General features: G+C 55.8%; 11 protein-coding genes. 9 read left to right on the top strand and 2 right to left on the bottom strand.

Going from position 1 to position 23,735, the window contains the following annotated elements:
• Positions 1-239 precede the first annotated feature (239 nt).
• The 5 genes from OZX70_RS08620 to OZX70_RS08600 all read left to right on the top strand — a co-directional run bounded on the left by OZX70_RS08620 (position 240) and on the right by OZX70_RS08600 (position 14,167).
• Positions 240-7,157: a hypothetical protein gene (locus OZX70_RS08620; protein ID WP_277180782.1), complete on the top strand. Its 6,918-nt coding sequence runs from the start codon at positions 240-242 to the stop codon at positions 7,155-7,157.
• A 947-nt stretch (positions 7,158-8,104) separates the two neighbouring features.
• Positions 8,105-9,403 (top strand): MFS transporter, encoded by a 1,299-nt coding sequence (locus OZX70_RS08615; protein WP_277182193.1) that lies wholly within the window; start codon positions 8,105-8,107, stop codon positions 9,401-9,403.
• A gap of 526 nt (positions 9,404-9,929) precedes the next feature.
• Positions 9,930-10,985: a ketol-acid reductoisomerase gene (gene ilvC / locus OZX70_RS08610; protein ID WP_277180780.1), complete on the top strand. Its 1,056-nt coding sequence runs from the start codon at positions 9,930-9,932 to the stop codon at positions 10,983-10,985.
• 901 nt (positions 10,986-11,886) lie between these two features.
• Entirely contained in the window at positions 11,887-12,273 is a 387-nt protein-coding gene (locus tag OZX70_RS08605) for a hypothetical protein (RefSeq protein WP_277180778.1), read from the top strand.
• A gap of 751 nt (positions 12,274-13,024) precedes the next feature.
• On the top strand, positions 13,025-14,167 hold the full coding sequence (locus OZX70_RS08600; protein ID WP_277180776.1) for a DUF5067 domain-containing protein: 1,143 nt from the start codon (positions 13,025-13,027) through the stop codon (positions 14,165-14,167).
• Positions 14,168-14,393: 226 nt separating this feature from the next.
• On the opposite strand, the gene OZX70_RS08595 is transcribed toward OZX70_RS08600, so the two are convergent.
• The gene (locus OZX70_RS08595) at positions 14,394-15,584 is read right to left on the bottom strand and encodes an ATP-binding protein (RefSeq protein WP_277180774.1); all 1,191 of its coding nucleotides are present in this window, start codon (positions 15,582-15,584) and stop codon (positions 14,394-14,396) included.
• Positions 15,585-16,055: 471 nt separating this feature from the next.
• Entirely contained in the window at positions 16,056-17,672 is a 1,617-nt protein-coding gene (locus OZX70_RS08590) for an amino acid permease (protein WP_277180772.1), read from the bottom strand.
• Between the two features lie 565 nt (positions 17,673-18,237).
• Here OZX70_RS08590 and OZX70_RS08585 point away from each other — a divergent pair.
• From OZX70_RS08585 to OZX70_RS08570, 4 genes are all read left to right on the top strand, one after another.
• Positions 18,238-19,803 carry an amino acid permease gene (locus OZX70_RS08585; RefSeq protein ID WP_277180770.1) on the top strand — a complete coding sequence of 522 codons (1,566 nt, stop codon included), beginning with the start codon at positions 18,238-18,240 and terminating at the stop codon, positions 19,801-19,803.
• 394 nt (positions 19,804-20,197) lie between these two features.
• Positions 20,198-20,401, top strand: coding sequence for a hypothetical protein (locus tag OZX70_RS08580; protein WP_277146035.1), 204 nt, complete (start codon positions 20,198-20,200; stop codon positions 20,399-20,401).
• Between the two features lie 611 nt (positions 20,402-21,012).
• A complete protein-coding gene (locus OZX70_RS08575; RefSeq protein ID WP_277182191.1) occupies positions 21,013-21,540 on the top strand; it encodes a MarR family winged helix-turn-helix transcriptional regulator in 528 nt (175 codons plus the stop codon).
• Positions 21,541-21,806: 266 nt separating this feature from the next.
• A complete protein-coding gene (locus tag OZX70_RS08570) occupies positions 21,807-23,666 on the top strand; it encodes an ABC transporter ATP-binding protein (RefSeq protein ID WP_277180768.1) in 1,860 nt (619 codons plus the stop codon).
• The last annotated feature ends 69 nt before the right edge of the window (positions 23,667-23,735 follow it).

Raw genomic sequence — 23,735 nt, 5'->3', positions numbered from 1 at the left:
CCATGCGATAAATAGTCATAATTCATAATATAGACTATTGAATTATCTTTATCCGCAATATATGACCGTTTACCTTTTGCTTGTTACCGGTCATCCGTAAATAAGACCACGTAATGCATTTTGGTCTATCGTTGATAGTGGATATGTTTCATTGCCTGCATTCCAGAGATGGCCGCTTTATTTGAAGTCGTGGCATTCATGGTCGGTTGGGCAAGAAAATGCGGAAAGAGAGCAGACAGGTGAGTTTCTTGAACGGCTGGCATACGCGTCACGAGGCATGCGGTAAACGGTCGCATGGCCATGTATCCGGAGTCGAGGCAACGGAATCGAGTGTTCTGGAAAATGCCGGCGGTAACGGAGCCTATAACAATCGAACTGGTGGTAGTGGTCGCACTTTCAGGGGTCGGCTGAGGCGTGCGCTCAAAGCTTTCGCCTGCGGCACGGCCGCATTCGCGACGCTGTTCGCAGGCGCAATCGTTCCGGCATACGCCGACGGCTCCGCGGCGCTGTCGTTGACTAAAACGGTTCAGGGCATTTCCGGAGCCGACCCCCAGGCGTTGAAGCCCGGCGACCAGTTCCAATACGTGATGTCGTTGCAATGCCAGCAGAGTGCCTGCGTCAATGTGAAGCTTGAAGACAAATTGCCCAATGGCCTGAACGGTTTCAGCATCGAAGGTTTCGACGTCGCCTTGGGGTCGGGGGCCACCACTTACACCGCCACCGTCGATTGGAAGCAAGGCGGGAACGATTTGCACGGCACGAAGCCTACGCGTGTCAATACTGATACTTCCGTGACGATTACTCCGACGTATGGTCTTGATGGTGGCAAGGTCGGCATGGATGCGGGCAGCACCGGCACGGTGACACTCGGGTTGAGGGTTCCCGGCAATTTCACCGCGGACAATCCCGTCAACGGCAAGACGGTCACGAACACGGCCAAGGCCACGGCTGATGATGCCGATTCGGTGACGCGCACGGCTTCGGTGAGGGTGCAGGCACCCGTCGATTTGAAGGCTTCCGCCACGGCTGCATTCACGCCTACTGGCGGCGAATATGCTACCGGCCGGAACGTGGGTCTGGCCCTCGGCGCGAAGAACGAGTCGACGCTCAGGGTCGACAAGTTCACCATGCAGGAGCCGCAGGCTTCGGCTTCGGCGGCCGGTGCAGCAAGTCTCGCTGACGACAACCCCTTCCGCATTTTCGATTTGGACACTTTGCCTACGAGCTCGGCTGCTGACGCGCTGCCGGGCGCTACGGCCGTTGAAGTCGACGCTTACGTGAAATCCGACGATCAGTGGGTCTGGACGCAGGGTACGGCAGACGCAAATTTTGCCTTGCCGAACGGCATGAACAAGACGGAAGTCGCCGGATTGCGGTTCATCTTCACCGGTGACATGGCCGCCGGCGCAAGTGCGTCCTTGGACCTCGGACTCAAGATGCGTGCGACGGACCGTAACGATTCGAACGTCCGGCTCGACGACATCGCGCATTCGATCACCGTGGACGGCACAGAGGACGTCACGGTTTCCAAAGGCAACGTGACATCGTCTGTGGCAAAGGCCCCCGCGTCCGCCAGCACCAAGTTCATGCTTACCGCGGCGAAGCTGGAGGTCGCGGTCAATCAGGCGTTCAGCCCGAACCCCTCTCCCGCAGGCAACAACACGAAGGCCACCATCACCGCCGAAAACACCGGTGCCGCCGTCAAGCGGTTAGAGGTTTCCACCGCAAAAGACAAGGATGGCAACGCATCAGATATCTTCAACGCGGACGTGACCTTCGGCGGCTTCAGCGGGGCGGTGGACTACCCTGCGGGCGCTGATAGGGGCAAGATCGTCTACCATCTGTTGACCGGTGGAGATCAGAGCGCGCAATTCGCCAATGGTGCCAGGCCGGCTTCGCCTACGGGGAACGCCAAGATCAAGTCGTTTGATGCGGTCTTCTGGACCAGCAATGGGCAGAATCTTATCACGCCTACGGCGGCCGTCACTCTGGAATACAATGTGCACACCAAGGGTCATGACAGCGGCATCAATTTCGATAGCACGGGCAAGCATGATTTCGCGGCCAACGTCGTCGCCAAGGTCACGGCTGCCAATAATACGGAGGCCACGGCTGGCTCAGCAGGCAAGCTGACGTTGACAAAGCCGAAGACCCATGTCTCGGTAGGCAAGGATGTGAGGCCTAAAGGGAGCGCGCGTCCCGGCCAAACGGTGATCGCGCAGCTGCACAGCAGTTTCGGCAGTGACAATGCCTATATCAGGCCGAATAAGCTGACCGTCGAGGATTCATGGTCGCTGAAGAGCGCCAATGCCGATACGGGCGCCATCACGACTGCCTCGTCCAAAGAGGCGGATGGCTTTTGGAACGGCTTCAACCTCACTTCCATCCGGGCCACGCAGATTCCCGCCAACGTCGGCGTCACGGTTTCGGTATTGACGTCCGCCGGATGGAAAACCATCATCACCAACGCGGCCCGGTCAACAAGCTACTTCTTGGAAAAGAATAATGGCGACTTCGCTACTGCTCTTGCCGGGGTCTCATCCAGTGTGGAAGATGTTACCGGCATCAGATTCGTGTTCACCGCAGGCTCGGGCACGACATTCAATGACCAGAATGTGATGTCGCAGTACTTGGGCTTTACCGCGCGGCAAAAGCTTCGCAGCGATTCTACGAAAGAGACGGATAAGGCAGACGACGGAAAGCAGAATGCGACGGGATATTTCGGAACGGCTGCCGGTCAAAAAGGCAATGTTACCGCAGTTGCTGAAGGCGAGGCCGATGACACCACCGCAGTCAAATCTGCGGACGAAAGTGGCGCATCCGGCGCTATTATGGTCTATCCTCAAACAGCCCCGCCCTCTGATCCTGTGCACTTGCCGGATGAGGTTCCGACCAACCCGATTGTTAACGAGAACGGCTGGATACAACTCGACTTCACGCACACCAGGGTCAGTGGCCTCGGCCACTATGAAGACTTCGGTGGCTCCATGGACAGCATCGCTGCGCAATCCGGAGATGCAACGACCGCTCATGCCCGGTGGAGTGTGAACGACGGGATGAAGCAGGCGACGGTGACGGTTAAGAACGACGCCAGTTGGTCGGAGGACTTCAACCTGTTGCTTATCCCCGGAATCAGCACCGTAAACGCCTCGGCATATACCAATGCCTGGTGCCTGAAGTATGACACGATCACCAAGGTGGAGCTCTACTCGGATAGCGATTGGCATGAGGTTTCGGCACCCGGTGGCTCGTGGCAGGAAACCGATGGCTCATTCAAGGGTATGGATTATACCGACATAGGTGCCAATCCTCTTGCCAATGTCGTCGCTGCGCCCAATGTCGATGAGACGTTGCCGGGCAAAGCGGACACGTATAAGAACACAGGGTTCCGCATCACCGTGGTTCCCAACGATACCGCCCGTACGAATGCGAGAGCCGATCATACCGATATGTTCGCCCCGTTGCCCGGCTCGGGTGTGGTCTCGACGTGTGCATTCATCCGCGACTTCCCGTCCATCTGGCAGTTGCGCAATAAGAAGCGCGGCAAGGCCGGGTCACGTGATTTGAGCGATTTCGTTACCGGTCATGCCAAGTCGGAAGAGCAGTCGGGCGGCGACATCACTTCGGTTCCGTTGACGGACAGTATCAAAGCCTACGCCACCGTTCCGGTAACTTCTTCGACCCACGTTCATTATGCGGTCGGCGAGGGCAAGATGACCATTTACAACTACGATCCATCGATCAGCCTTAGCACGCCTGCCGATAAAGATATTGTAATACCTCCGTATGGCACGGGTGGCACGTATCCGAGTAGGGCGTATTCGTATATAGCAAAGAACACCTCCCAAGCCCAAGCTTCGTACGTGCGTGTAACCCTGCCTTCGGAATGCAAGGCTTCAGGTGGAACGTGCTATATGGATGATCCGACACCGGCGAACGCCGAAGGCGATCCTTTCGCCCGCTACGTCGGTCTCGATACCGGTAAGCTGGATCAGGGCAGCGATTTGCCCAATATCTTCAACCGTCAGAATCTCACGAAAATCCAAGTGCTTGCCCGATATCTATCATGGAATCAACACTTTGCACAAGGCGATCCGCTTGAGAACCACGTTTCCTTCGATGACTCGGTGGTATGGCTGCTGCACTATGACGACAGCCAGCCCATGAGCAACAGATTCAGTACGACCAAGACCAATGTGACTGCAGCGACTCAAATGAGCGTCGAGGAGTTGAAGGATGTGGTCGGCGTTTCCGTCACGTTCCGAGGCAAGAATCCCGAGGTCACCGGTGGTACGATTCCCCATGACCTCTCGCTCGAGGTCGTAGCCAGCACGCAGGTGCGCAGCACGCTGCGTGACACCGGCGAGCCGTTCGCCCCGGACAAAGATGCGCCGCAGAAGCTGGAGAAGAAGAACGGGTTCACCGCGCAGACCTACGACCCGGTTCTCGCAAGCGATAAGAAGGCCGGCAGCCGTGAGTTCGGAACCGTCACCTACACCGCGGGCGACGTGAGGACCAAGGCCACAGAGACCATCACGCCGCAAGCGGTCACCGAAGTCAATCCCGCCGAACAGACGGTGACCTTCAGCGGTGCAAGCGTGGACGCTTACGCGGATCCGCACCGTGCGACGCTTTCGCCCACCAAAGTCACCATCACCAGCCAGCCTGACGGGCAGGGCTTCACGGATGAGGCCAATACGGAGCACAAGACCAGCAGGTTCTGGGCCAATCTCGATTTCCGGGGTCTGGATGAGGTGACCTTCCCGCTCGGCGCGACGCGTGTGAAGATCGGCGTGTATGGGCCGTTTGGCACGGGTGGTGCCATGGCGTGGAAAGATGGCGATTGGCAGGCCAAACAATCGGTTGCCACGCCGTCCTATGACTTACCGATCGACACTACGCAATACGGCGACGTACAAGGCATCCGTGCGTCCTTCGACAATACCGTGGGCGGCCAAGTCAAGCTGTTCTCGTCTTCGGGAGCCTCTTGGAACGCCAGTGTGAAATATCGCGTGAAACTGCGCAAGAAGGTGCGTGGAAGCAACGCCAAGGTCACCTTCCCCGGTAACGCCACCAATATCGTTACCTCGTATGTCGAAAGCACCACGATGTATGCCAACGGCCGTCGCCATGAGGCCATGGCGCAGGCTGATCCCTCGTGGTCCGCTGGCGATGTGAAGCTCGGCTTGAGCGAATTCGTGGGCAACGGCTATGGCTCGATTCATTCCGGCAAGATGGTGCCATGGGATATCTTCATTTCGAACAAGGGCGTCGGCTATCTCGATCTTGAAGATGTAGTCGACGAGTTGCCGACCAACCTGCGTTTCACCGGTGAGGGCGGCGACGATCGCACTGAGGCACCGGTCGTGTTCACGCCTGGCGTTGTCTCCAGTTCGCCGGGTTCGGCCATGCTCACCACCGCACCGTCCGTGGATTCCAGTAATCCCGACAAGGTGGTCTTCACCTGGCCGGAAGGCAAGAATCGCATGTATCCGGGCGAAGTGGCGCAGATTCGGATCTGGCTGGAATTAAAGGCCGGCTCTCCGATAGGCATTCCCGTCAAGAACCCGGTGAAAGCCGACACCGTCGAGGAACTGGTCGGTGCCGAGGCGGAAAACGGGTCGGCATACGGCGGCTATGGTGACCTGTTTGATGCCTTCACCAATAACCACGGTGCGCGGGTGTATGCGCATACCGTGCCTTTGAGCGGCCAGAATGTTTATGTGGTGCAGGCGGTGGCCGGCGCAAGAACCGGTGCCGTCAATCAGCGCGATTCCGCACTGGCATGCACCCCCTTGCTTGATGGGCTGGACGGCAAGAAGTATTATCGAGCGCCTTGCGCCGCCAATACGGCGATAGGCGGTAAGGACCATTGGGTGATGCGTGCCTTCAACGCAGGGAACACGACCCTTGACCGTATCCAGTACTTCGAGGATCTGCCGACCGTCGGCGATAAGTATGTGGCCACGAACGACAGCCGCGAGTCGATGTATCGGCCGGAACTCACCGAGGCTCCCAAGGTCGTGGGCGCCCCCGCCGGGACGGGAGCGATCATCGAGGCTTCCACTGCGGCGCATCCCTGCCAAGGGACGTGGAACGGATTGCCTGGCCAAGCGTCTCCGGGTTCGAACGATGCCTGCACTGCCGCAACCGACTGGACGCTAAGCGGTTCCGTCGCCGATTGGTCAAAGGTCACCGCACTGCGTGTGACGTTGGACTTCACCACTTCCACGACGGGTTATCTTGACTCCGGCAAGGGCGTGGATATCACCTACGTTTCGCGCAATGTGCCGAAAACCGAGTCGGGAACGCATGCGTACGGCGCTTCGCTCGATACTACAGCCGGGCAGCAGCGTGCCTGGGCGCAATTCGGCTTGATTTTCAATCCGACAAGCGGGCCTGCGGAATCCATTACCCCAAGGCGCGTCGGTACGCGAGTCGACACCGGTTCGGTCTCGGTCGCCAAGCGCGTTGCCGGTCCCAAGGCGTCGGCAAAGGCCCCGCAACGGATTACGGGCAAGGTCACGTGCAGGGATGCCGATGGCGAATCCATCACCTTTGATGGTTCGGGTGCCAAGGCCGTCACGCTGAACAAGACCAGCGGGCTGCATTATGACACTGCGCGGGTTTCGGGCATTCCGCTGAGTATCGGCAATGGTACGAACATGGGCAAGACGACATCCTGCGTGGTTTCCGAGGACGGCCCAGTGGGCAAGTTCCAAGAGGATTCACGTTCGACGTCCGTTGACGGCGACAGCACGAACACCGCCAAAGTTGCTCAGGCCGATTCCTTCGGCGCGGGTGGCGACGTGACCAACGAGGTTGCCGCCGCACAAGGATTCGTGATGACCAATACCTATAATGCGCCTGCCGATCCTGGCTCTTCCGATCCTGGCACGTCTGATCCTGGTCCCGACCACAACAACCCGCACACGCCGCAGCCTCCGACCCACGATTCCAGCCAACCGCAAAAGGATCCGGTGCAGAGCCCGAACGGCGCAGCGCCGCAGGCCGCCAAGCCAAAGCTGGTCAAAACCGGCGCGGGTGTCGCCTACGTGGCAATAGCTTCCATCGCGGCGGCGGCTCTGGCCCTGGCTGTGCTGATTGCCTGTCACCGTTCATCGCGGCATGTTGAAGTCCGGCATAGGATGCTTTGATTGCGTTTCCCAGTGTCGCGCCGAGCTGAGTTTCATACGCGGCTGCCGGAAAGACCGCTGATTTGAAAGGCTGCTGGTGGGTTGGCCCGATTCTTATGAGTCGGGCCAACCCACCAGTATTTTTGGCAAGCGCGCAGGATGCGAATGCATCTTTTACAAGATTCACCGCGGAATTGTTGATCTGCTGCCGTTATCGAGGCCTTTAGCCCTGTTCGTATGGGCCGGTTATCAATTCCGATGCGGTTTCGTCTTTATAGGCTTTACTGTCCAAATAGTGAGACTCATGGAGGTTCTAATCTCAAGCCGCGCCTATGGTAACTGACTAAACGGGTCACGAACCCGAAAGAACTTGGTAAATGTTGAAAGGAGGACGCCATGAAGAACGGATTGATGAGTTTTAATGCGCAATCTGCACGAATTATTAGCCCGTCTTCGTTGGCGGCCTGATTTTTCACATTCAGCTTGAGCCCCGCCAATGAAGGCAGGGCAAGCAAGCAAATCGTTCAGTCGAACGAATAGTGATATTCAAAACAAATATCGAAGCGTATTGCTTTCTGAGCCCTGCATTCAAGCGCAGGGCTCATTTTGTTATTGCGTCCCAAAAGGTCACCGTGGTAATGCCGCAAGTTCGTGCACGAACATAACTGAAATACTCGATAACTCAAGAATGCAAAACTCAAAACCGACTACACGGCTGGGATCCACCGCATACCGCAAAGATTTCAGACCGGCCGTCCGCGAAGCGCAAAAAGCAAGACGCAACGCAGGCCGCGGGCGGCGAGAGCGGCAAGAGTGACGAGAGAACGAATGAAGCAGTAATCGGTACGGAATAAACAAATGTACCGGAGGAGAACATCATGACATCAGTCGACACAGCGACTGTAAACGGCAGTGGCAGCGCCAACGGCAACGTTGGTGCCGCCGCACGCAAGGCAAAACTTCAGGGGATGGCGCACGATTCGGTCGGTACCGTCATCGCCGCCTCGATGGTCGGCACGGCCATTGAATTCTATGATTTCTATGCCTATGGCACCGCCTCGGCCAACTATTTCCCGAAAATTTTCTTCTCGGATAAGACCAACCCGACCGTGGCGCTTCTGGTCAGCCTGCTGACCTTCGCCATCGCGTTCATCGCCCGCCCACTCGGCTCGCTGATTTTCGGGCACTACGGCGATAAGATGGGCCGCAAGACCACGCTGGTCGTCAGCCTGATGACCATGGGCCTCTCCACCTTCCTTATCGGCTGCCTACCGACGTATAGCCAGTGGGGACTGCTCGCGGTGGTCGTGCTCTGCCTCTGCCGCTTCATTCAGGGCATTGGTCTCGGCGGCGAATGGTCCGGTGCGGCTCTGGTCGCCACGGAAAACGCCCCGGCCAACAAGCGTGCGCTTTACGGCTCCTTCCCGGAGCTTGGCGCGCCTATCGGCTTTTTCCTCTCCAACGGCACGTACTTCGTGCTTGAGTCCTTCTGCACTCCGGCGCAGATGCTCGCTTGGGGCTGGCGTGTGCCGTTCCTGCTCTCCATCGTCCTCGTCGTGGTCGGCCTCGTCGTCCGCGTCCACATGGAGGAGACCCCGATCTTCCGCCTTGCCCAAGAGCAGAAGAAGACCGTCAAGTCGCCGCTCAAGGAAGTCTTCCGCACCAGCTGGCGTCAGGTCCTGCAGGCCACGTTCATCGTCGCGGTCACCTACACCCTCTTCTATACGTTGGCCACCTGGTCGCTCGCTTGGGGCACCAAGACCAAGCGCGAGGGCGGCGGCGGCCTCGGCTTCACGAATCGTGAGTATCTCTTGATGCTCATGGCTGGCATCTGCGTTTTTGCCCTGTTCATCGTGCTCTCCTGCGTCTACGCCGACAAACTCGGCCGCCGCCGCGTTCTGATGTTCTCCGCGGTCGCGCTGGTCGTCTTCTCCTTCGTCTTCCCCTACCTGCTGATGGGTCACCGCAACTTCGTGGAGATCATGGTCTTCCTGTGCGTCGGCTTCGCCCTGATGGGCATCGCGTTCGGCCCGGTCGGCGCAATCCTGCCCGAGCTGTTCAGCGCCAACGTCCGCTACTCCGGTTCCGGCCTGGGCTACAACCTCGCCGCCATCGTCGGCGCGGCTTTCGTCCCGACCGTGGCCACCTGGCTTTCGTCCCACTGGGGTGTCAAGTCCGTCGGCCTCTACATGGCCGTGATGGCAGTTTGCTGCTTGGTCGCTCTGCTGACTTGCAGGGAAACCAAGGACACCGACTTCACCGCCTGATTGCATGGGCCGGTTGCGTCACCCAGCCGTAAGCCGACTCAGCGACCACTTTCTTGCTTTTTATTTGTGCCGTGCAAGAAAACGGTCACTGAAAGCTTCTAAATGACCGTTTTCTTGCATCAGCGTTTGGTCCTGCAAGAAAACGGCCACTAAGAGCTCGTAGATGACCATTCTCTAGCATTCGAGTTGGTTCATGCTAGAAACCGGTCGCTGGCGGCGAAGTCGGTAGATGTCCTGACCTGTGGTGTCGCAATTATTGGCAACAAGATTTTTATAACTGAATATTTATAATTTAAAAGTAAAATTAAGATTTGAAAGTGGCTGTTGATTCGGGATTTGTCCCGTCTCAATCCGCAAGAATTATCTGTTCGATAATTGGACGGCGGTGCGATTCGTATTGTGACCGGCGTTACAATGGACAAACAACGGGACAAAATCCCTTTTTGATCAAGAGCCAATTTCTACGCACGGCAGGCAGAGTGTTTAGTCGTGCAAATAATAATAAATTATGCAAGGAGTGCATATTATGGCAGCACAAATCTGGTACGAAGACGACGCTGATCTTTCCGTTCTCGACGGCAAGAAGGTCGGTATCATCGGTTACGGCTCGCAAGGTCACGCTCACGCGCTGAACCTGCGCGATTCCGGTGTGGACGTCATCGTCGGCCTGCGGCCTACCTCCAAGTCCGTTGAGTACGCCAAGGAGCAAGGACTCGAGGTCATGTCCGTTGCTGATATGGCAAAGGTTGCGGACATCATTATGTTCCTGGCTCCTGATCAGTATCAGGGCACGATCTATAAGGAAGAAGTCGAGCCCAACATGAAGCCTGATGCGGCGCTCGCATTCGCGCACGGCTTCAACATTCGTTACGGCTACATCAAGCCGGGCAAGGGCCACATGACCTTTATGGTCGCCCCGAAGGGCCCGGGCCACATCGTCCGTCGTGAGTACGTCGCCGGCCGCGGCGTGCCGGTGGTCGTCGCCTGCGAGAACGACGACAAGGGCGACGGCTGGGCCATCACCCTCGCTTACGCCAAGGCTCTCGGCGCTCTGCGCGCCGGCGCCATCAAGACCACCTTCAAGGAAGAGACCGAGACCGACCTCTTCGGCGAGCAGGACGTGCTCATGGGTGGCGTCAACCACTTGGTCGAGACCGGTTTCGAGGTCCTCACCGACGCCGGCTACCAGCCGGAGATCGCCTACTTCGAGGTCTGCCACGAGCTGAAGATGCTCGTCGACCTGATGAACGAGGGCGGCCTGAACAAGGCTCGTTGGTCCTGCTCCGACACCGCCCAGTACGGCGATTTCACCTCCACGGTGATCGACGAGCATACCCGCCACAACATGGAGCATCAGCTGCAGCGCATCCAGGACGGTTCGTTCGCCAAGGAATTCATGGATGACCAGGCCGCCGGTGCCCCGCGCTTCAAGGAACTGCAGCAGAAGTACAGCCACGAACGCATCGAGACCGTCGGCCCGAAGCTTCGTTCGATGTTCTCTTGGCTCAAGGGCAAGTCGGCCGATGCCGATGAGAACGAGTCCTTCAACGGCGACATCGCCCGTACGCAGGTACAGGAGTAATTCGGTTTGTTGATATAGACGGCAGTAAGCTGTCCGTCGGGTCTGCCGGCGAGAGATAGAGAGTAAAGGTTGCCATCGGGTTTCGGCCCGGTGGCAATTTTGTTGTTCGGGGAGGTGCTCGCTTTGGTTGAGGTTGTAGGTTCTTGAATACTGGCGGCGCGCTGCGGTTGTGGACGGCGTTGGCACCTACCAAGGTCCGTTATGCCGGTTGTGGCAGCGCATCGGGAACGTACCGGGAGTCGGGTGTCAGTGAGGAAACGTTGGGGTGTCATATCGCGTTCGGCTGCCTTGTAAATGTGGAACCATAGGAGGTGTGTGATTGCGCGAAGTTGGGTGGGCGTATTGGGTCCATTGCGGCTCGTTTCTTGCAGTGTGGAAAGGAACGGAAACGACCTCAGATCCTTCTTCTGTGAGGATGGTCAGCTTGGGTTGTAATGCGTAATATGACGCGTCGTTACGCGCAATGAATACCTGATTAGACACTGGAATCACGGTGATGCGACCATGTTACTCGCTGGTTTTGGATATAAGACATTTCGTAGATTGGTGCCTATTTCGCTTGGTGAGTCCTCCGTTGCGCTGTATGGCATTTTTCATCTGTAATGGGCGTAACATTTTCAGAATTTTAGAAAACCTGATTTTCGCGCTTTAAAAGGTCTATAAACCGCGGTAAACAGCGGTTTTCGTATAATTAGACAAATTTATAAAAAATGACGATTGCGCAACAATGCATCACAACGCGCAAATTTTGGTCTTTGATGCACGGTGAGAAGCGATACTCTTTTTACACGTTCAGCAATCAACTGTTGAATAATTTATCAATCACTTCTTACGCAAGCGGCCTGAGCCACAGGCCACCGAGGCAAGGGGCAAGCAAGCAACACAGTTAAGGATGGCAATCATGAGAAGAAGCAAACGATTCGTGGCTAGGCCGGTCCACAAAAAGTCTCACGGCTCGATTGTCGTCTCCCGCATCAAAAGCATCGTCTACAAGCTTGCCATCTTTGCGCTTGTCGCTGTGGCTGTATTCGCAATCCTCAAGGATATGCATACCTACACGATCGTCGAGGCACCGCATCCCGTCTCCGCGATTTACATGCAGACCGGCTCTGAGGCTCAGGAAGGCCCGGACGCCACCATTCACGTCAACCCCGCCACCAAGCCTGAGCAGGGCAACAAGGCCGGCGACACCGCCGACTCCAAGATCCAATCCGCCGCTTACGTGTTCAGCGTTGCTGGCGCCGAGGCTGAAGCCGGAACGGTGACCACGACATATCTTGTTGCTTGACGTTGCAGCTACCCGGCTGCCTGCATGGTTGCGCTTGGCGCCGGGTCTTGTAATGCCGGTAACAAAAGTGATTTGATTGTATTTGATTTTAAGTTGCCTCCCGATTCGCGAGAAAACGAATCGGGAGGCAACTTTTTGCGTGTGACTGTGTGGTCTCATGATTTCGTAATTATGCGGTTGTTCGGTTGCGTTCCGATTTGTGGACAAACCGAACAGGAACCATCGCCGGCAAACAGCGCAACTTCGCCAAAGAAGAGGCGAATTCCACGGACGGGCAGGGCATTCTTTCCCAGCCCGGCTTCCGCTTTCCGAATTCATTTTTGATTGTCTAAACCCTGTCGGTTCGCTGACAGGGTTTTCATTGTTGTCGGGTGATGCGGCAATATGAGAGGGTATGAGAAATGGCCGAAGCTGACCTGCATGTCGTTGCCTTCGAGAAGCGTTCGGCCCGGCTCCACTCTGCTCGGGCTCGGTGCCGCCGGCTTTGCTTTGCCTTGCCGTGCCCTGTCCTGTCTTGTCTTGCCCTGTCTTGTGTTTGAACCTGCCCTGCGCGAACTGCCCTGGTTCTGCCATCTAAATCGAAGAATCTGTTGTAATCAGATCGGTAGAAGGAACGACGCTGTTGCGGTGTGTAAATGCGGATAAGGCATATCATAATTCAGGCCGAACATTATTTTATATTAAAAAATGTTTATTATTAATAAGGGAGTGGACAGCCCGCTGCCAAGAAGATTGTCGGAAGGATATGACAATGCAGGAAGATAACAACCCATATGGTGGCGACTCAATGCCCCAGCCCAATCAGTACAACGACCAGACGCCATACACCTCTCAGCAGCCCACGGATTCGGTGCAACAGCCGGATGATTCGGCGCAGCAGCCCTCGGGCACAGCACAACAGCAGCCCTCGGGCACAGCACAACAGCAGCCCTCGGGCACAGCACAACAGCAGCCGTCGACGACCCCCGTGCCTCAGCAGCCGGTTGACTCGACATCGCAGGAGTCGATGAATCAGATGCCTCAGCAGCCGTCGACTAATCCTGTGTCTCAGCAGCAGTCGTCCATGGGCGGTATGCCGCCGCAACAGCCAATGAATCCGACATTGCAGCAGCCGATGGGCATGCCGCCCCAGCAGCAAATGGGAATGATGCCGAAGCGTCCGGGTATGGCCCTCGCCGCTCTGATTCTGGGCATCATCGCCATTGTCATGTTCTGGATTCCAATCGTAGGCATCGGATGCGGCATCGCCGCCCTTGTCACTGGTATCATGTCCATGCGCAAAATCAAAGCCAACAGGCTTCCCGGTAAAAACATGTCTGTTGCCGGTATAGTCACCGGTATTATCGGCATGGTCCTTTCCGTCGTTATGGCTATCGCTTCCTTCAGTATCGGAATGAACATGGTCAATAAGATCACGAATTCCTCAAGTTCCGCCACTACTTCCGTACCTTCGCATGGTAAGTCCGATCCGCAGAAGGGTCTTGACACTTATAACAAGACGAAAGGAAAGGAATTGAAGGGCAGCGGCAGCTTCGGAGGTGCTGACGTCAAGATCGTCTCTGCCCAGAAAGGCCCGAACGATGATCAGGGGCATCCTACAGTAGTCATTACCTATCAGTATAAAAATACCGATACCGAGAACCATTCCTTTATTGATGGCGTCCAAGACCAAGTGTTCCAAAAAGGCGTCGCTCTGAAATCAACATATTACCGTGATGAAATTCAGGGATTCGACGAGGAGTCCAGAGACACCGCCGTGCAACCTGGTGGCAGCTTGAATGTTACCGTTGCCTATGCGCTCAACGACGAAACCTCGCCGATTGATGTGGAGCTCCGCTCGGCCGTCAATTTCGACGACCAGACGAAGATTACGCAAACCTTCAACTTGAAGTAACGGCCTGTGGCCACCAATGCCGTGGCTTGGGCGTAGGCGCCGCTGAAACTGATGCCAGATAGGATTGAATCGGCACAACGGCGCAACGTTGATAGCGAAAACCAATCATTCAGACATCTCGAATGATTGGTTTTCGTTATTTTCGGGTGTGAGTTTGCCATCTTTCCTCAAGCGATCTTTTCCGCTGGGGCTTTTAAGAATTAGAAACCTGTGGTAACGTTACTGCTTATTTAAGCAGCCAGCCGAGCAGATTTTCCTGCTTGATGCCGTTGTGGTTGCCGTTGCCGATGTGGTCCAAGGCCAGCAGGGTTTTGGGGTGGTTGTCGTCGATGCCTTGCAGCGGCGCGAGTTCGCGCTCCAGCGTCGCGTTGTCGAGTACGGTTTGCGAGACTTGGAAATAGTGAACTCCATCAGCATCGGCGGCGCAAAAGTCAATCTCTTTGGTCCCGATTTTTCCGATGGAAACGGTGCGATAGCGCCGCAAAAGTTCAAGATAGACCACGTTTTCGATGCGATGACCGATGTCACCGCCCGATTTACCGAGGAACCAGAATCTGAAACCGGGGTCGCCCAAGTAGTATTTTTCCGTCGTTTGCAGGTAGGATTTGCCTTTGATGTCATAGCGGTCGGCGCGGAATAACAAATAGTTTTCGCAGAGCGCCGATATATATTCGCGGATCGTATTCCGTGAAACGGAGGCATGCTCCTGCTTCATCGTGTTAGCAATGCTGGTTAGCGAGGTGAGATTCCCGACGTTATCGGCTAGAAACGCAGCTACTTCGCTAAATGCGGGTATATCTATTTGGGGACGTCTTGCCGCAATGTCTTTTACTAAAATGGTGTTGAATACGCCGCCAAGGTAGTCAGCGATGCTCTGTTCGTCATCAAGATAAGTGGTATAGGGCAGGCCCCCGTAAGTGAGATAGCGTTCGAACGATTGGTCGGGGGTTTCCGATTTTGGCCGTGTGGTTCGGTATTCGGCGAATGAAAGTGGGAACATGTTGAGTTCAACGTAACGGCCGGTCAGCAGCGTTGCAAGTTCGCTAGAAAGCAGCTTCGCGTTCGAACCGGTGATATAGATATCCGTATCTTTGCGGATGTATAGCGCGTCGACTGCCTTCTCGAAATGCTCGACATGCTGAATTTCGTCAAGGAAAATATAGTTCTGGCCGGATTGCAGGCGTTTGACGATGTAATCGTAAAGCGGCTTGGCTTCGGTGGGGTAGTCCTCGTCGAGGCTTTCGAAATTGATGGAGATGATGTTCTTGGGATTGACGCCTTCGTCGGCGGCAAGGCGTTCGCGGAAGATCTCGAGTATTTTCGACTTGCCGCTGCGGCGCATCCCGGTGACCACTTTGATGGGTTCTTTGTCGCGCCAGCGTTCCAGCCAATCCAAGTAATAAGGACGATTAATCATTTCAAGCTCCAAACCCGTCAATTTACTGACCATTTTAACACAAAAAATAAAAATTGGTCAATCTATTGACCGATTTTAAAAAAAAAGACAAAATCCGTCATCCTATTGACTGAACTTTTGACTTTTTTTAAGCATCTGTCTATTGATAATATAAATCCCGGAACCATAAATCCGGACAAATCAACGATTGAGCATATAAGAACAATGGTTGAGCGTGAACGGTACTTTTTGCAAAAGCAAGGTCGTATCTATCCGGGTATCACAACATTTGAAGATGGATATTCCTCAGATGGTTTCTTTTGGTGATTGTGATTTATTGACGGAAAAGGCTTGTGGGATATGAAGCGCACTGTTAAAAAACCTACAGCCCAAAACCGTCTGCAACTGCTGATGTATAGGCAGTTGGACGTGCATTCTTGCCACTGAAGTTCTTAGTATTTCCTCATGCTAGATTTCATTTGAGCTATGCGCCTACTGCTGCTTCAGCACCTCGGGGCGAGCCGAGGAGACGTCCATATCCTCGAGCTTGACGATGTGGGTGTGGTGCGTGAATTTGAAGCCGAAGTAGAGGATGGCGACGAGGATGACGCTGAAATAGGTGGCCAGCAGCTCGCCCCAGTTGCCGGAGGCGAAAGCTGGCAAGTCCTGCCCGCAGATCACGACCAGACACAGCACAATCGCCAGAATCGGGCCGAACGGGAAGAGCTTGGCATGGTACTTGAGTTCGGAGAGCTTGTGGCCCTGCAGCTTGAAAGCGCGGCGGAAGCGGAAGTGGCTTAAGGCGATGCCAATCCAGGAGATGAAGCCGGTCAGGCCGGTTGCGGTGACCAGCCACATATAGAACTTCGGGCCGAAAATGCTCGACGAGAACGCCAGCGCCTCGATGCAAAGTGTGGTGATCAACGCCGCGAGCGGCACACCACGCTTGGTGGTGGTACCCAGGAACTTGGGTGCGTAGCCGTCCTTGGCCATGCCGTAGAGCATGCGGCTTGAGGCGTAGGCGCCCGTGTTGACGGCAGACAAAATCGAGGTGAGCACGACGGCGTTCATGATGCTTGCCGCGCCCGCCAAACCGGCCTTCTCGAAGACGATGGTGAACGGCGACATCGCGATGTTGCTGTCGGAAGCGCCGAGCAGATTCGGGTCGGTGTAGGGGATGATGGCCGCGATCACGAAAATCGAAAGCAAATAGAAGAGGATGATGCGCCAGAAGACGTTGTTGATGGCTTTGGGCACCGCCTGCGTCGGGTTCTCGGATTCGCCGGCGGTCACGCCTACGACCTCGGTGCCTTGGAACGAGTAGCCGGCGATGAGGAAGACGCCCATGATCGCGGGCAGGCCGCCGATGAACGGGCCGCCTTTATACGTGAAGTTTTTGAAGCCGATGGCCGGCTGGAACATGATGCCGCAGATCATCAAAAGCCCCACGACGATGAAGATGATGATGGTGACCACCTTGATCAGCGCTAGCCAGAATTCTGTCTCGCCGAACGCGGAGACCACGAAGGCGTTGAGGCAGAAGATGATGACGAGCATCGTCAGGCTCCACACCCAGCCCGGCGATTTGGGGAACCAGTACTGCATTAAGAGCGCGGCCGTCGAGATGTCGGTAGCGCCGGCGATCGCCCAGTTGAGCCAGTAGTCCCAGCCCATCGCGAAGCCCAGCGCGGGGTCGACGTATTTGGAACTGTAGACCGAGAAAGAGCCGGAGACGGGCATGTTGGTGGCGAGCTCGCCGAGGCTGGTCATCAAGAAGTAGATCATCACGCCCATGGCCGCGTAGGCCACGAGTCCACCGCCGGGTCCGGCTTCGGCGATGGTGCCGCCGGAGGTCATGAACAGACCGGTGCCGATGCACCCGCCAAGGGCGATCATCGAGATTTGTCGGGTTTTGAGCTTGCGCAGGACGTGGTTGCCGCCTTGTTTTTTGGGTTTTGCGGATTTTCCGTTTCCGGTGCCGTTTCCGAAATTGCCGGTATCGCTGCCGTCGTCAGATAGGTTGCCTGCTGCCGTGCCGCCGTTCGCGAGGCTTGCGCCGTTCCCGCTGCTTGCGTTGTTGTCTGTTATTGTGCCCGACTGACCAGTCATGTGGCGCTCCTCTTTCACGGGATTCCCTGCTCGTGTATTACGCATCGCGTATTTGGACGCGAAAGTTTCGGCGGAAATAAAACACGCGGGTCGTGCGCCGTGATTGGCGGCTGGAATTTGCGGCTCGTCTGAAAACTTCCCCAACATTTCGAAAGTCTAAGGCCGTGAGGGGATATTTGCGTTGATGGGTTCATGATTCGACGAAACCTTTCGCGCGTTTCGCGGGTAAATGCGTCCGAATATGTGCATTGGCAAGTTCGTTCCGTTCGGTTCAAGCAGATTTCGGCTGATTTGCGATGCCGGTTTCCATTTGCGCTGTGAAATAGTCCACTTTATGAGACATCGCCCGAAACTTTTGCATTTGGGCTGAAAGCTTGCGAAAAACGCTGAAATGTCTTGTTGCATGCGGGAAAGCGACCAATTATTTTCGTCATTTTCCATCATATATTGCTATTTTGCCGACGATAATTCTCTTCGAATCGGCCTCGGAAACCTTGATGTCATCTCTTGCGGCGTACTCTATTCACTATTGCGCGCTTGACGCAGCAAAAGCGAAGGGAAGATTATGACACAAATGGAAAGCAGGAATACTGCGGCCAATGCCGGTACCAACGCCAAAGCTGCAAACGATTCGTCGGCAAGCGGAACCCCAGCAAACGGCACTTCGCCAACCGTGAGCGGGGGAAGCGCCGGTGAAAAGACGAATCAGCTCGAGCGTGGCCTGAGCAACCGTCACGTCCAGTTTATCGCCATCGGCGGCACCATCGGCACCGGCCTCTTCCTGGGCTCCGGCAAGTCGATCGCGTTGACCGGCCCGAGCATCATCCTGGTTTACATCCTCGTCGGCTTCATGATGTTCCTGCTGATGCGCGCCATCGGCGAGCTGATGTATCATGATCCGGACCAGCACACCTTCATCAACTTCATCGGCCGCTACCTCGGCGCGGGCTGGGGCCATTTCGCAGGCTGGACCTACTGGATCGTCCTTATATTAATGGGTCTCTCCGAGCTCACCGCGGTCGGCACGTATTTCGTCACGTTCTTCGATACCTTCGGTTTCGACCTGCGTAAGTGGCAGCCGCTGATCGAGGTCTGCTTCCTGGCGCTGCTGGCGGTCATCAACTTGATTGCCGTTAAAGCGTTCGGTGAGACCGAATTCTGGTTCTCGATGATCAAGATCACCCTGATTGTCGGCCTCATCGTCACGGCCATCGTCATGGTCATCATCGGCTACCATTACCCGGCCGTCCAGATCCACGGCGTCGACCACGTGAGCCCCGCCGGCCACGCCGGTTTCGACAACATTTTCAACGGCCTCACGCTTGCTCCGAACGGCTGGCTCGCGCTGTTGATGAGCTTCCAGATGGTCTTCTTCGCTTATGAAATGATCGAGTTCGTCGGTGTCACCGTCTCCGAGACCAAGAACCCGCGCAAGGTCTTGCCGAAAGCCATCAACGAGATCATCATGCGCATCCTGATCTTCTACGTCGGCGCGCTGATCGCCATCATGCTCATCGTGCCATGGCAGTCGTTCAAGCCCAACAAAGACGGCTCCTTCGCCTCCCCGTTCATCATGGTCTTCCAGTACGCGGGTCTGAACTGGGCTTCGGCTCTGGTCTTCTTCGTGGTGCTGACCGCCGCCGCCTCGGCGCTCAACTCGCTGCTCTATTCCGCGGGCCGTCACCTCTTCCAGCTGGCCGAAGTCTCTAAGTCGCCCAAGCTGCGTCCGCTCGGTGTCGTCTCTAAGCGCAAGGTGCCGGCTCGGGCCATCGTGGTCTCCGCCTGCTTCATCCTCCTGTCGCCGGTCATCAACGCGATTCCGCAGGTTTCCAGTGCTTTCGTGCTCTTCGCTTCGGCGTCCAGTGCGGCGATCATCTTCATCTACATCCTGACGATGGTTGCTCACCAGCGTTACCGCCAGTCCGCCGATTTCGACCCGAACGGCTTTGTGATGCCGGCGTACAAGATCACGAACACGTTGACGATCATCTTCTTCGTGTTCATCTATGTGACGCTTTTCCTCTCCTCGGATACCATCGGTTCGGCCATCGCTGGCTTGGTATGGCTGGCGCTCTTCGGGGGGTACAGCCTGATTCATTACCGCGGAAAAGAAGCCGAGCTTTTAGTCTGAGAGAAAAATCGCCCGCGACATCAAATAGACCTTTGCTGGAACGTTTGATGGTCGCGAGAGCTCTTGTCTCGCACCTATTATGCTGTGAGCGAGAAGTATTTTTAAAAAGGTTTTAAGTGACTTTGGCATCCTTGAAAGTATTGCAAATATTGGGTTTTATGCTATTAATTATCCCAAAATAATTGTGAAAATTCTTTCGAAACTCGAAATCCAGATTGACAAATTAAAATGCTGTATTACCTTTAATTATATTGATGTAGGAACTTACGTCAATGTAGTTTGTGCAATGATAACTGGTTCACAAAAAGGCCAGAAGCTGTTCCGGTTTTCCGGAAAAGTGATACAATGTATCAATCTGTAACACAGATATTTACGTATAAAACGGAGGTAGGAAATGGCTAAGGCAGTTAAGGCACAGCATGGGGTTCGTCAGCTTCAAGAGCGCACCTGGTGCGTTCGCGCGACTTCTGAGCTCGCTGATTGGGTTCTTTCGGGTGCGGCGGATGAAGAGGTTCGTCCTTCTGTACTCATTCGCGAGGCGGTTGGTGAGTATCTCAAGCGCCATCACGCTGACCTCCGTCCGGTTGCAAAGGCCTGATAGGGTCCAACCAGAATTTAAAAATTCAGATTTTTCATCTTCCCGTCTCTTGGGTTCATCCTTTGAGGCGTGAAGATTTTTTATTTGTGCTAGCTAGCTGCGCTGTCGATGGTGACGAATTGTGGCTCGCTGGATGCGATGGGCTGGGACTCGCAGGGTTGTGGCGGAGAATATATAGACCATCCGTTCGGGTGCGGGGTGAACAGACAAGGAATCTGGTTGATCGGGCCCTTGAAGCTTTAGCAAGTTTTCTGATATGGGGAATCCGCAGGCGATAGTTAGTACCGTCCCCGCGTGGGGCGACCTGCGTCGGGCGCTTCCTCCTGCAAACCTACGTGCCATCTTCAAAGTCCCTTGTTCTGATATGTATTTGCGCCTCATAGAGGCAAAGAAACATATAAAGGAGTTATAACTCCGATTCCATTCGCCGTGGCATCGGCGCGTAAGTTTCTTCCGACTGTCCCGGCTCTTCGCAGTAAGCACATGGCAATGGGGCAGAAATACGGAAAGCTGTTTTCTGTTAGATGTTTCTGCGTCCGCGAAAGCTTCTACCGTAAACTATTCATGGGTGTTAGTATTAATGCCATCGTAGATGAGAAACGGAGTGAATGATGGGATTCGAGCAGGAGGCGCTGCAGACGCTGCGTGACGAAGTGCATAGCAACAAGTCTGCTATGTGGCACGAAGTGGAAGGCGCGAGCAAGGGGGAGCCGTTCGTGCTGCGGCACCTGCTCAAGCACGGCACGCAGACCCCTTCGCGCCTTGCCGATGCCTTGCATGCCAGCTCCGGCAGGATTTCGGCGTTGCTCGGGTCGATGGAGAAGAAGGGCTATGTCACGCGGAAAATCGACGATCACGACAGGCGGAATATCCTCGTTTCGTTGACCCCGAAAGGGACCGAACAGGCCGAGCGCGACCGCGATGACATCGATTCGGTCGTGCGCTGGATCTTCTCGCAGATGGGGGAGCGCCGCACCCGAGAGTTCGTGGATCTTGTGAAGGAGTTCATCACCTACATGTCCGTGTGTGAGCCTGGTGCGCCCAGGCCCAGCGCCGAAGAAGTGAGCAAGGCGTTCGCGGACAAGCACGAGCAGAACAATAAGCGGGCCAAAGATTCTTCTGCGCAAGCCGATGGATGATGACCGTTTTCTTGCGTGAAGCAACGCGGATGCTAGAAAACGGCCGTTTGCGATCTGTCAGTGGCCGCTTTCTTGCATAGCTCTTTGCGGATGCTAGAAACTGGCCATTCGGCTCCGTGGTTTCCTACGCGCTGGGTGAAAAGCGGGCATCATCCAGCGTTGGCGAGTATTGTACTTTCAGTCAACAAAATATTTAACATCGTTAATCATTAAGGGTGCTCGGTAATTATGCCTCCGAGGCCAACAAAAATACGAAAAGGGGATTCATGCTTCGCATCAGCAAATATCTCTCCAAAACGGAGATCGGGCAGATGCTGCTGAGCCTTGCGTTCATCGCAGGGCAGGTCTTTTTCGACCTGAAGCTGCCGGACTACATGTCCAAGGTAACCGCGCTGGTCGAGACGCCGGGCAGCAGGATGGCGGATATCTGGAAAGAGGGCGGCAAGATGTTGCTCGTCTCTCTGGGCTCGGTCATCTGCGCCATCGCCGTCGGCTACTTCATGGCCCGTGTGGGAGCATCGTTTAGCCAACGTCTGCGCTCGCTCGAGTTCCGCAAGGTCGAATCCTTCGGTCCGGCCGAGATGAACAAGTTCTCCACGGCCTCGCTGATCACCCGTTCCACAAACGACATCACCCAGATCCAGATGTTCATTACCATGGGCGTTTTGCTGGTCTTCCGCGCGCCGATTATGGCTGTCTGGGCTATTTTCAAAATCGCGGGCAAAGGCTTTGAGTGGACGGTGGCCACGGCCGCTGCCACGGCAATCATGCTGGTTTTCGTCATTATCATCATGATTATGGTCATGCCGAAGTTCCGTTCGATGCAGCGTTTGACCGATAATATCAACGCCGTGGCCCGCGAGAACCTGACCGGCCTGCGCGTCGTTCGCGCCTACAACGCCGAGGATTATCAGGAGGCCAAGTTCGCACACGTCAACGACGAACTGACCAATACCCAGCTCTTCACCACCCGCGCGATGGCCGCGATGAATCCCGTGATGTCGAGCGTGATGAACGGCTTGGGCCTTGCGATCTACTGGATCGGTGCCTACCTCATCAAGGACGCGGCGCTGCCAGCCGACAAACTCACTGACTTCTCGAACATGGTCGTCTTCTCCAGCTATGCGATGCAGGTCATTATGGCCTTCCTCCTCTTAAGCATGGTCTTCGTGCTCTGGCCGCGCGCCGACGTCTCCGCACAGCGCGTGCTGGAAGTGCTCGACACCGAACCTAGCGTCAAGTCCGGAACATTGACACAAGGCAAGCCCGGCGAGACCGGAACTGTCGAGTTCCGCAACGTCGGTTTCGCCTATCCCGACACCCGCGAGGAGATGCTTCAGAATATCAGCTTCACCGCGCGTAAAGGCCAGACCGTCGCCTTCATCGGTTCCACCGGTTCCGGCAAATCCACGCTCGTCAACCTCGTGCCGCGTTTCTACGATGCCACCGAAGGCGAGGTTTTGGTCGACGGAGTGAATGTAAAGGATTACGACATCAAGGACCTGCGCGACAAGATCGGTTATGTGCCGCAGCAATCGGTGATGTTCAAGGGCACCGTCGCGTCCAACGTCAGCTACGGCGACCGGCCCGGCGACGCCGAAACCGTCGAGGTGGCCGATACCTCCACCGCCAAGGGCCGCAAGCGTGAGCTGGCGCTGATCGTCGGCGAAAGCGAGCGCGACGAACTGACGCCCGAGCAAAAAGCCAATGTCCGCGAGGCAAGCGAGGTGGCACAGGCCAGCGAGTTCGTCGACCGTATGGACGGTGGCTACGAAGCGCCGATCGCGCAGAGCGGCTCCAACGTCTCCGGTGGCCAGAAGCAGCGTCTTTCCATCGCGCGCGCCGTCTACCGCCACCCCGAAATCATGGTCTTCGACGACTCGTTCAGCGCGCTCGACTTCAAGACCGACCGTGCTGTTCGAGACGCTTTGAAGAAGGATGCCGCCGATTCCACCAAGCTCATCGTCGCCCAGCGCGTCGGCACCATCATGGACGCCGACCAGATCGTCGTGCTCGACGACGGCAAAGTGGTGGGCCAGGGCACGCACAAGGAGCTGCTCAAGACCTGCGAGGTCTACAAGGAGATCGCCGAGTCCCAGCTGACCCCCGACGAGCTCGCCGCGTGAAAGTCAAGGGACGGCGGAAATGTTGTGAAATTTCGTTATGTCAATAAATATCGCAACGAAATATTCGCT

It is taken from the genome of Bifidobacterium sp. ESL0732, from assembly GCF_029395535.1.
GTDB lineage: Bacteria > Actinomycetota > Actinomycetes > Actinomycetales > Bifidobacteriaceae > Bifidobacterium.
The sequence above is the reverse complement of the archived record's forward strand: the minus strand, read 5'-3'. Positions and strand labels throughout refer to the sequence as shown.

Excerpts from the sequence above, each read along its gene's own strand:
- OZX70_RS08595 (WP_277180774.1), bottom strand. The coding sequence starts at position 15,584 with ATGATTAATCGTCCTTATTACTTGGATTGGCTGGAACGCTGGCGCGAC.
- OZX70_RS08570 (WP_277180768.1), top strand. The coding sequence starts at position 21,807 with ATGCTTCGCATCAGCAAATATCTCTCCAAAACGGAGATCGGGCAGATG.
- OZX70_RS08590 (WP_277180772.1), bottom strand. The coding sequence starts at position 17,672 with ATGACTGGTCAGTCGGGCACAATAACAGACAACAACGCAAGCAGCGGG.
- OZX70_RS08615 (WP_277182193.1), top strand. The coding sequence starts at position 8,105 with ATGGCGCACGATTCGGTCGGTACCGTCATCGCCGCCTCGATGGTCGGC.
- OZX70_RS08580 (WP_277146035.1), top strand. The coding sequence starts at position 20,198 with ATGGCTAAGGCAGTTAAGGCACAGCATGGGGTTCGTCAGCTTCAAGAG.
- OZX70_RS08605 (WP_277180778.1), top strand. The coding sequence starts at position 11,887 with ATGAGAAGAAGCAAACGATTCGTGGCTAGGCCGGTCCACAAAAAGTCT.
- OZX70_RS08585 (WP_277180770.1), top strand. The coding sequence starts at position 18,238 with ATGACACAAATGGAAAGCAGGAATACTGCGGCCAATGCCGGTACCAAC.
- ilvC (WP_277180780.1), top strand. The coding sequence starts at position 9,930 with ATGGCAGCACAAATCTGGTACGAAGACGACGCTGATCTTTCCGTTCTC.
- OZX70_RS08600 (WP_277180776.1), top strand. The coding sequence starts at position 13,025 with ATGCAGGAAGATAACAACCCATATGGTGGCGACTCAATGCCCCAGCCC.
- OZX70_RS08575 (WP_277182191.1), top strand. The coding sequence starts at position 21,013 with ATGGGATTCGAGCAGGAGGCGCTGCAGACGCTGCGTGACGAAGTGCAT.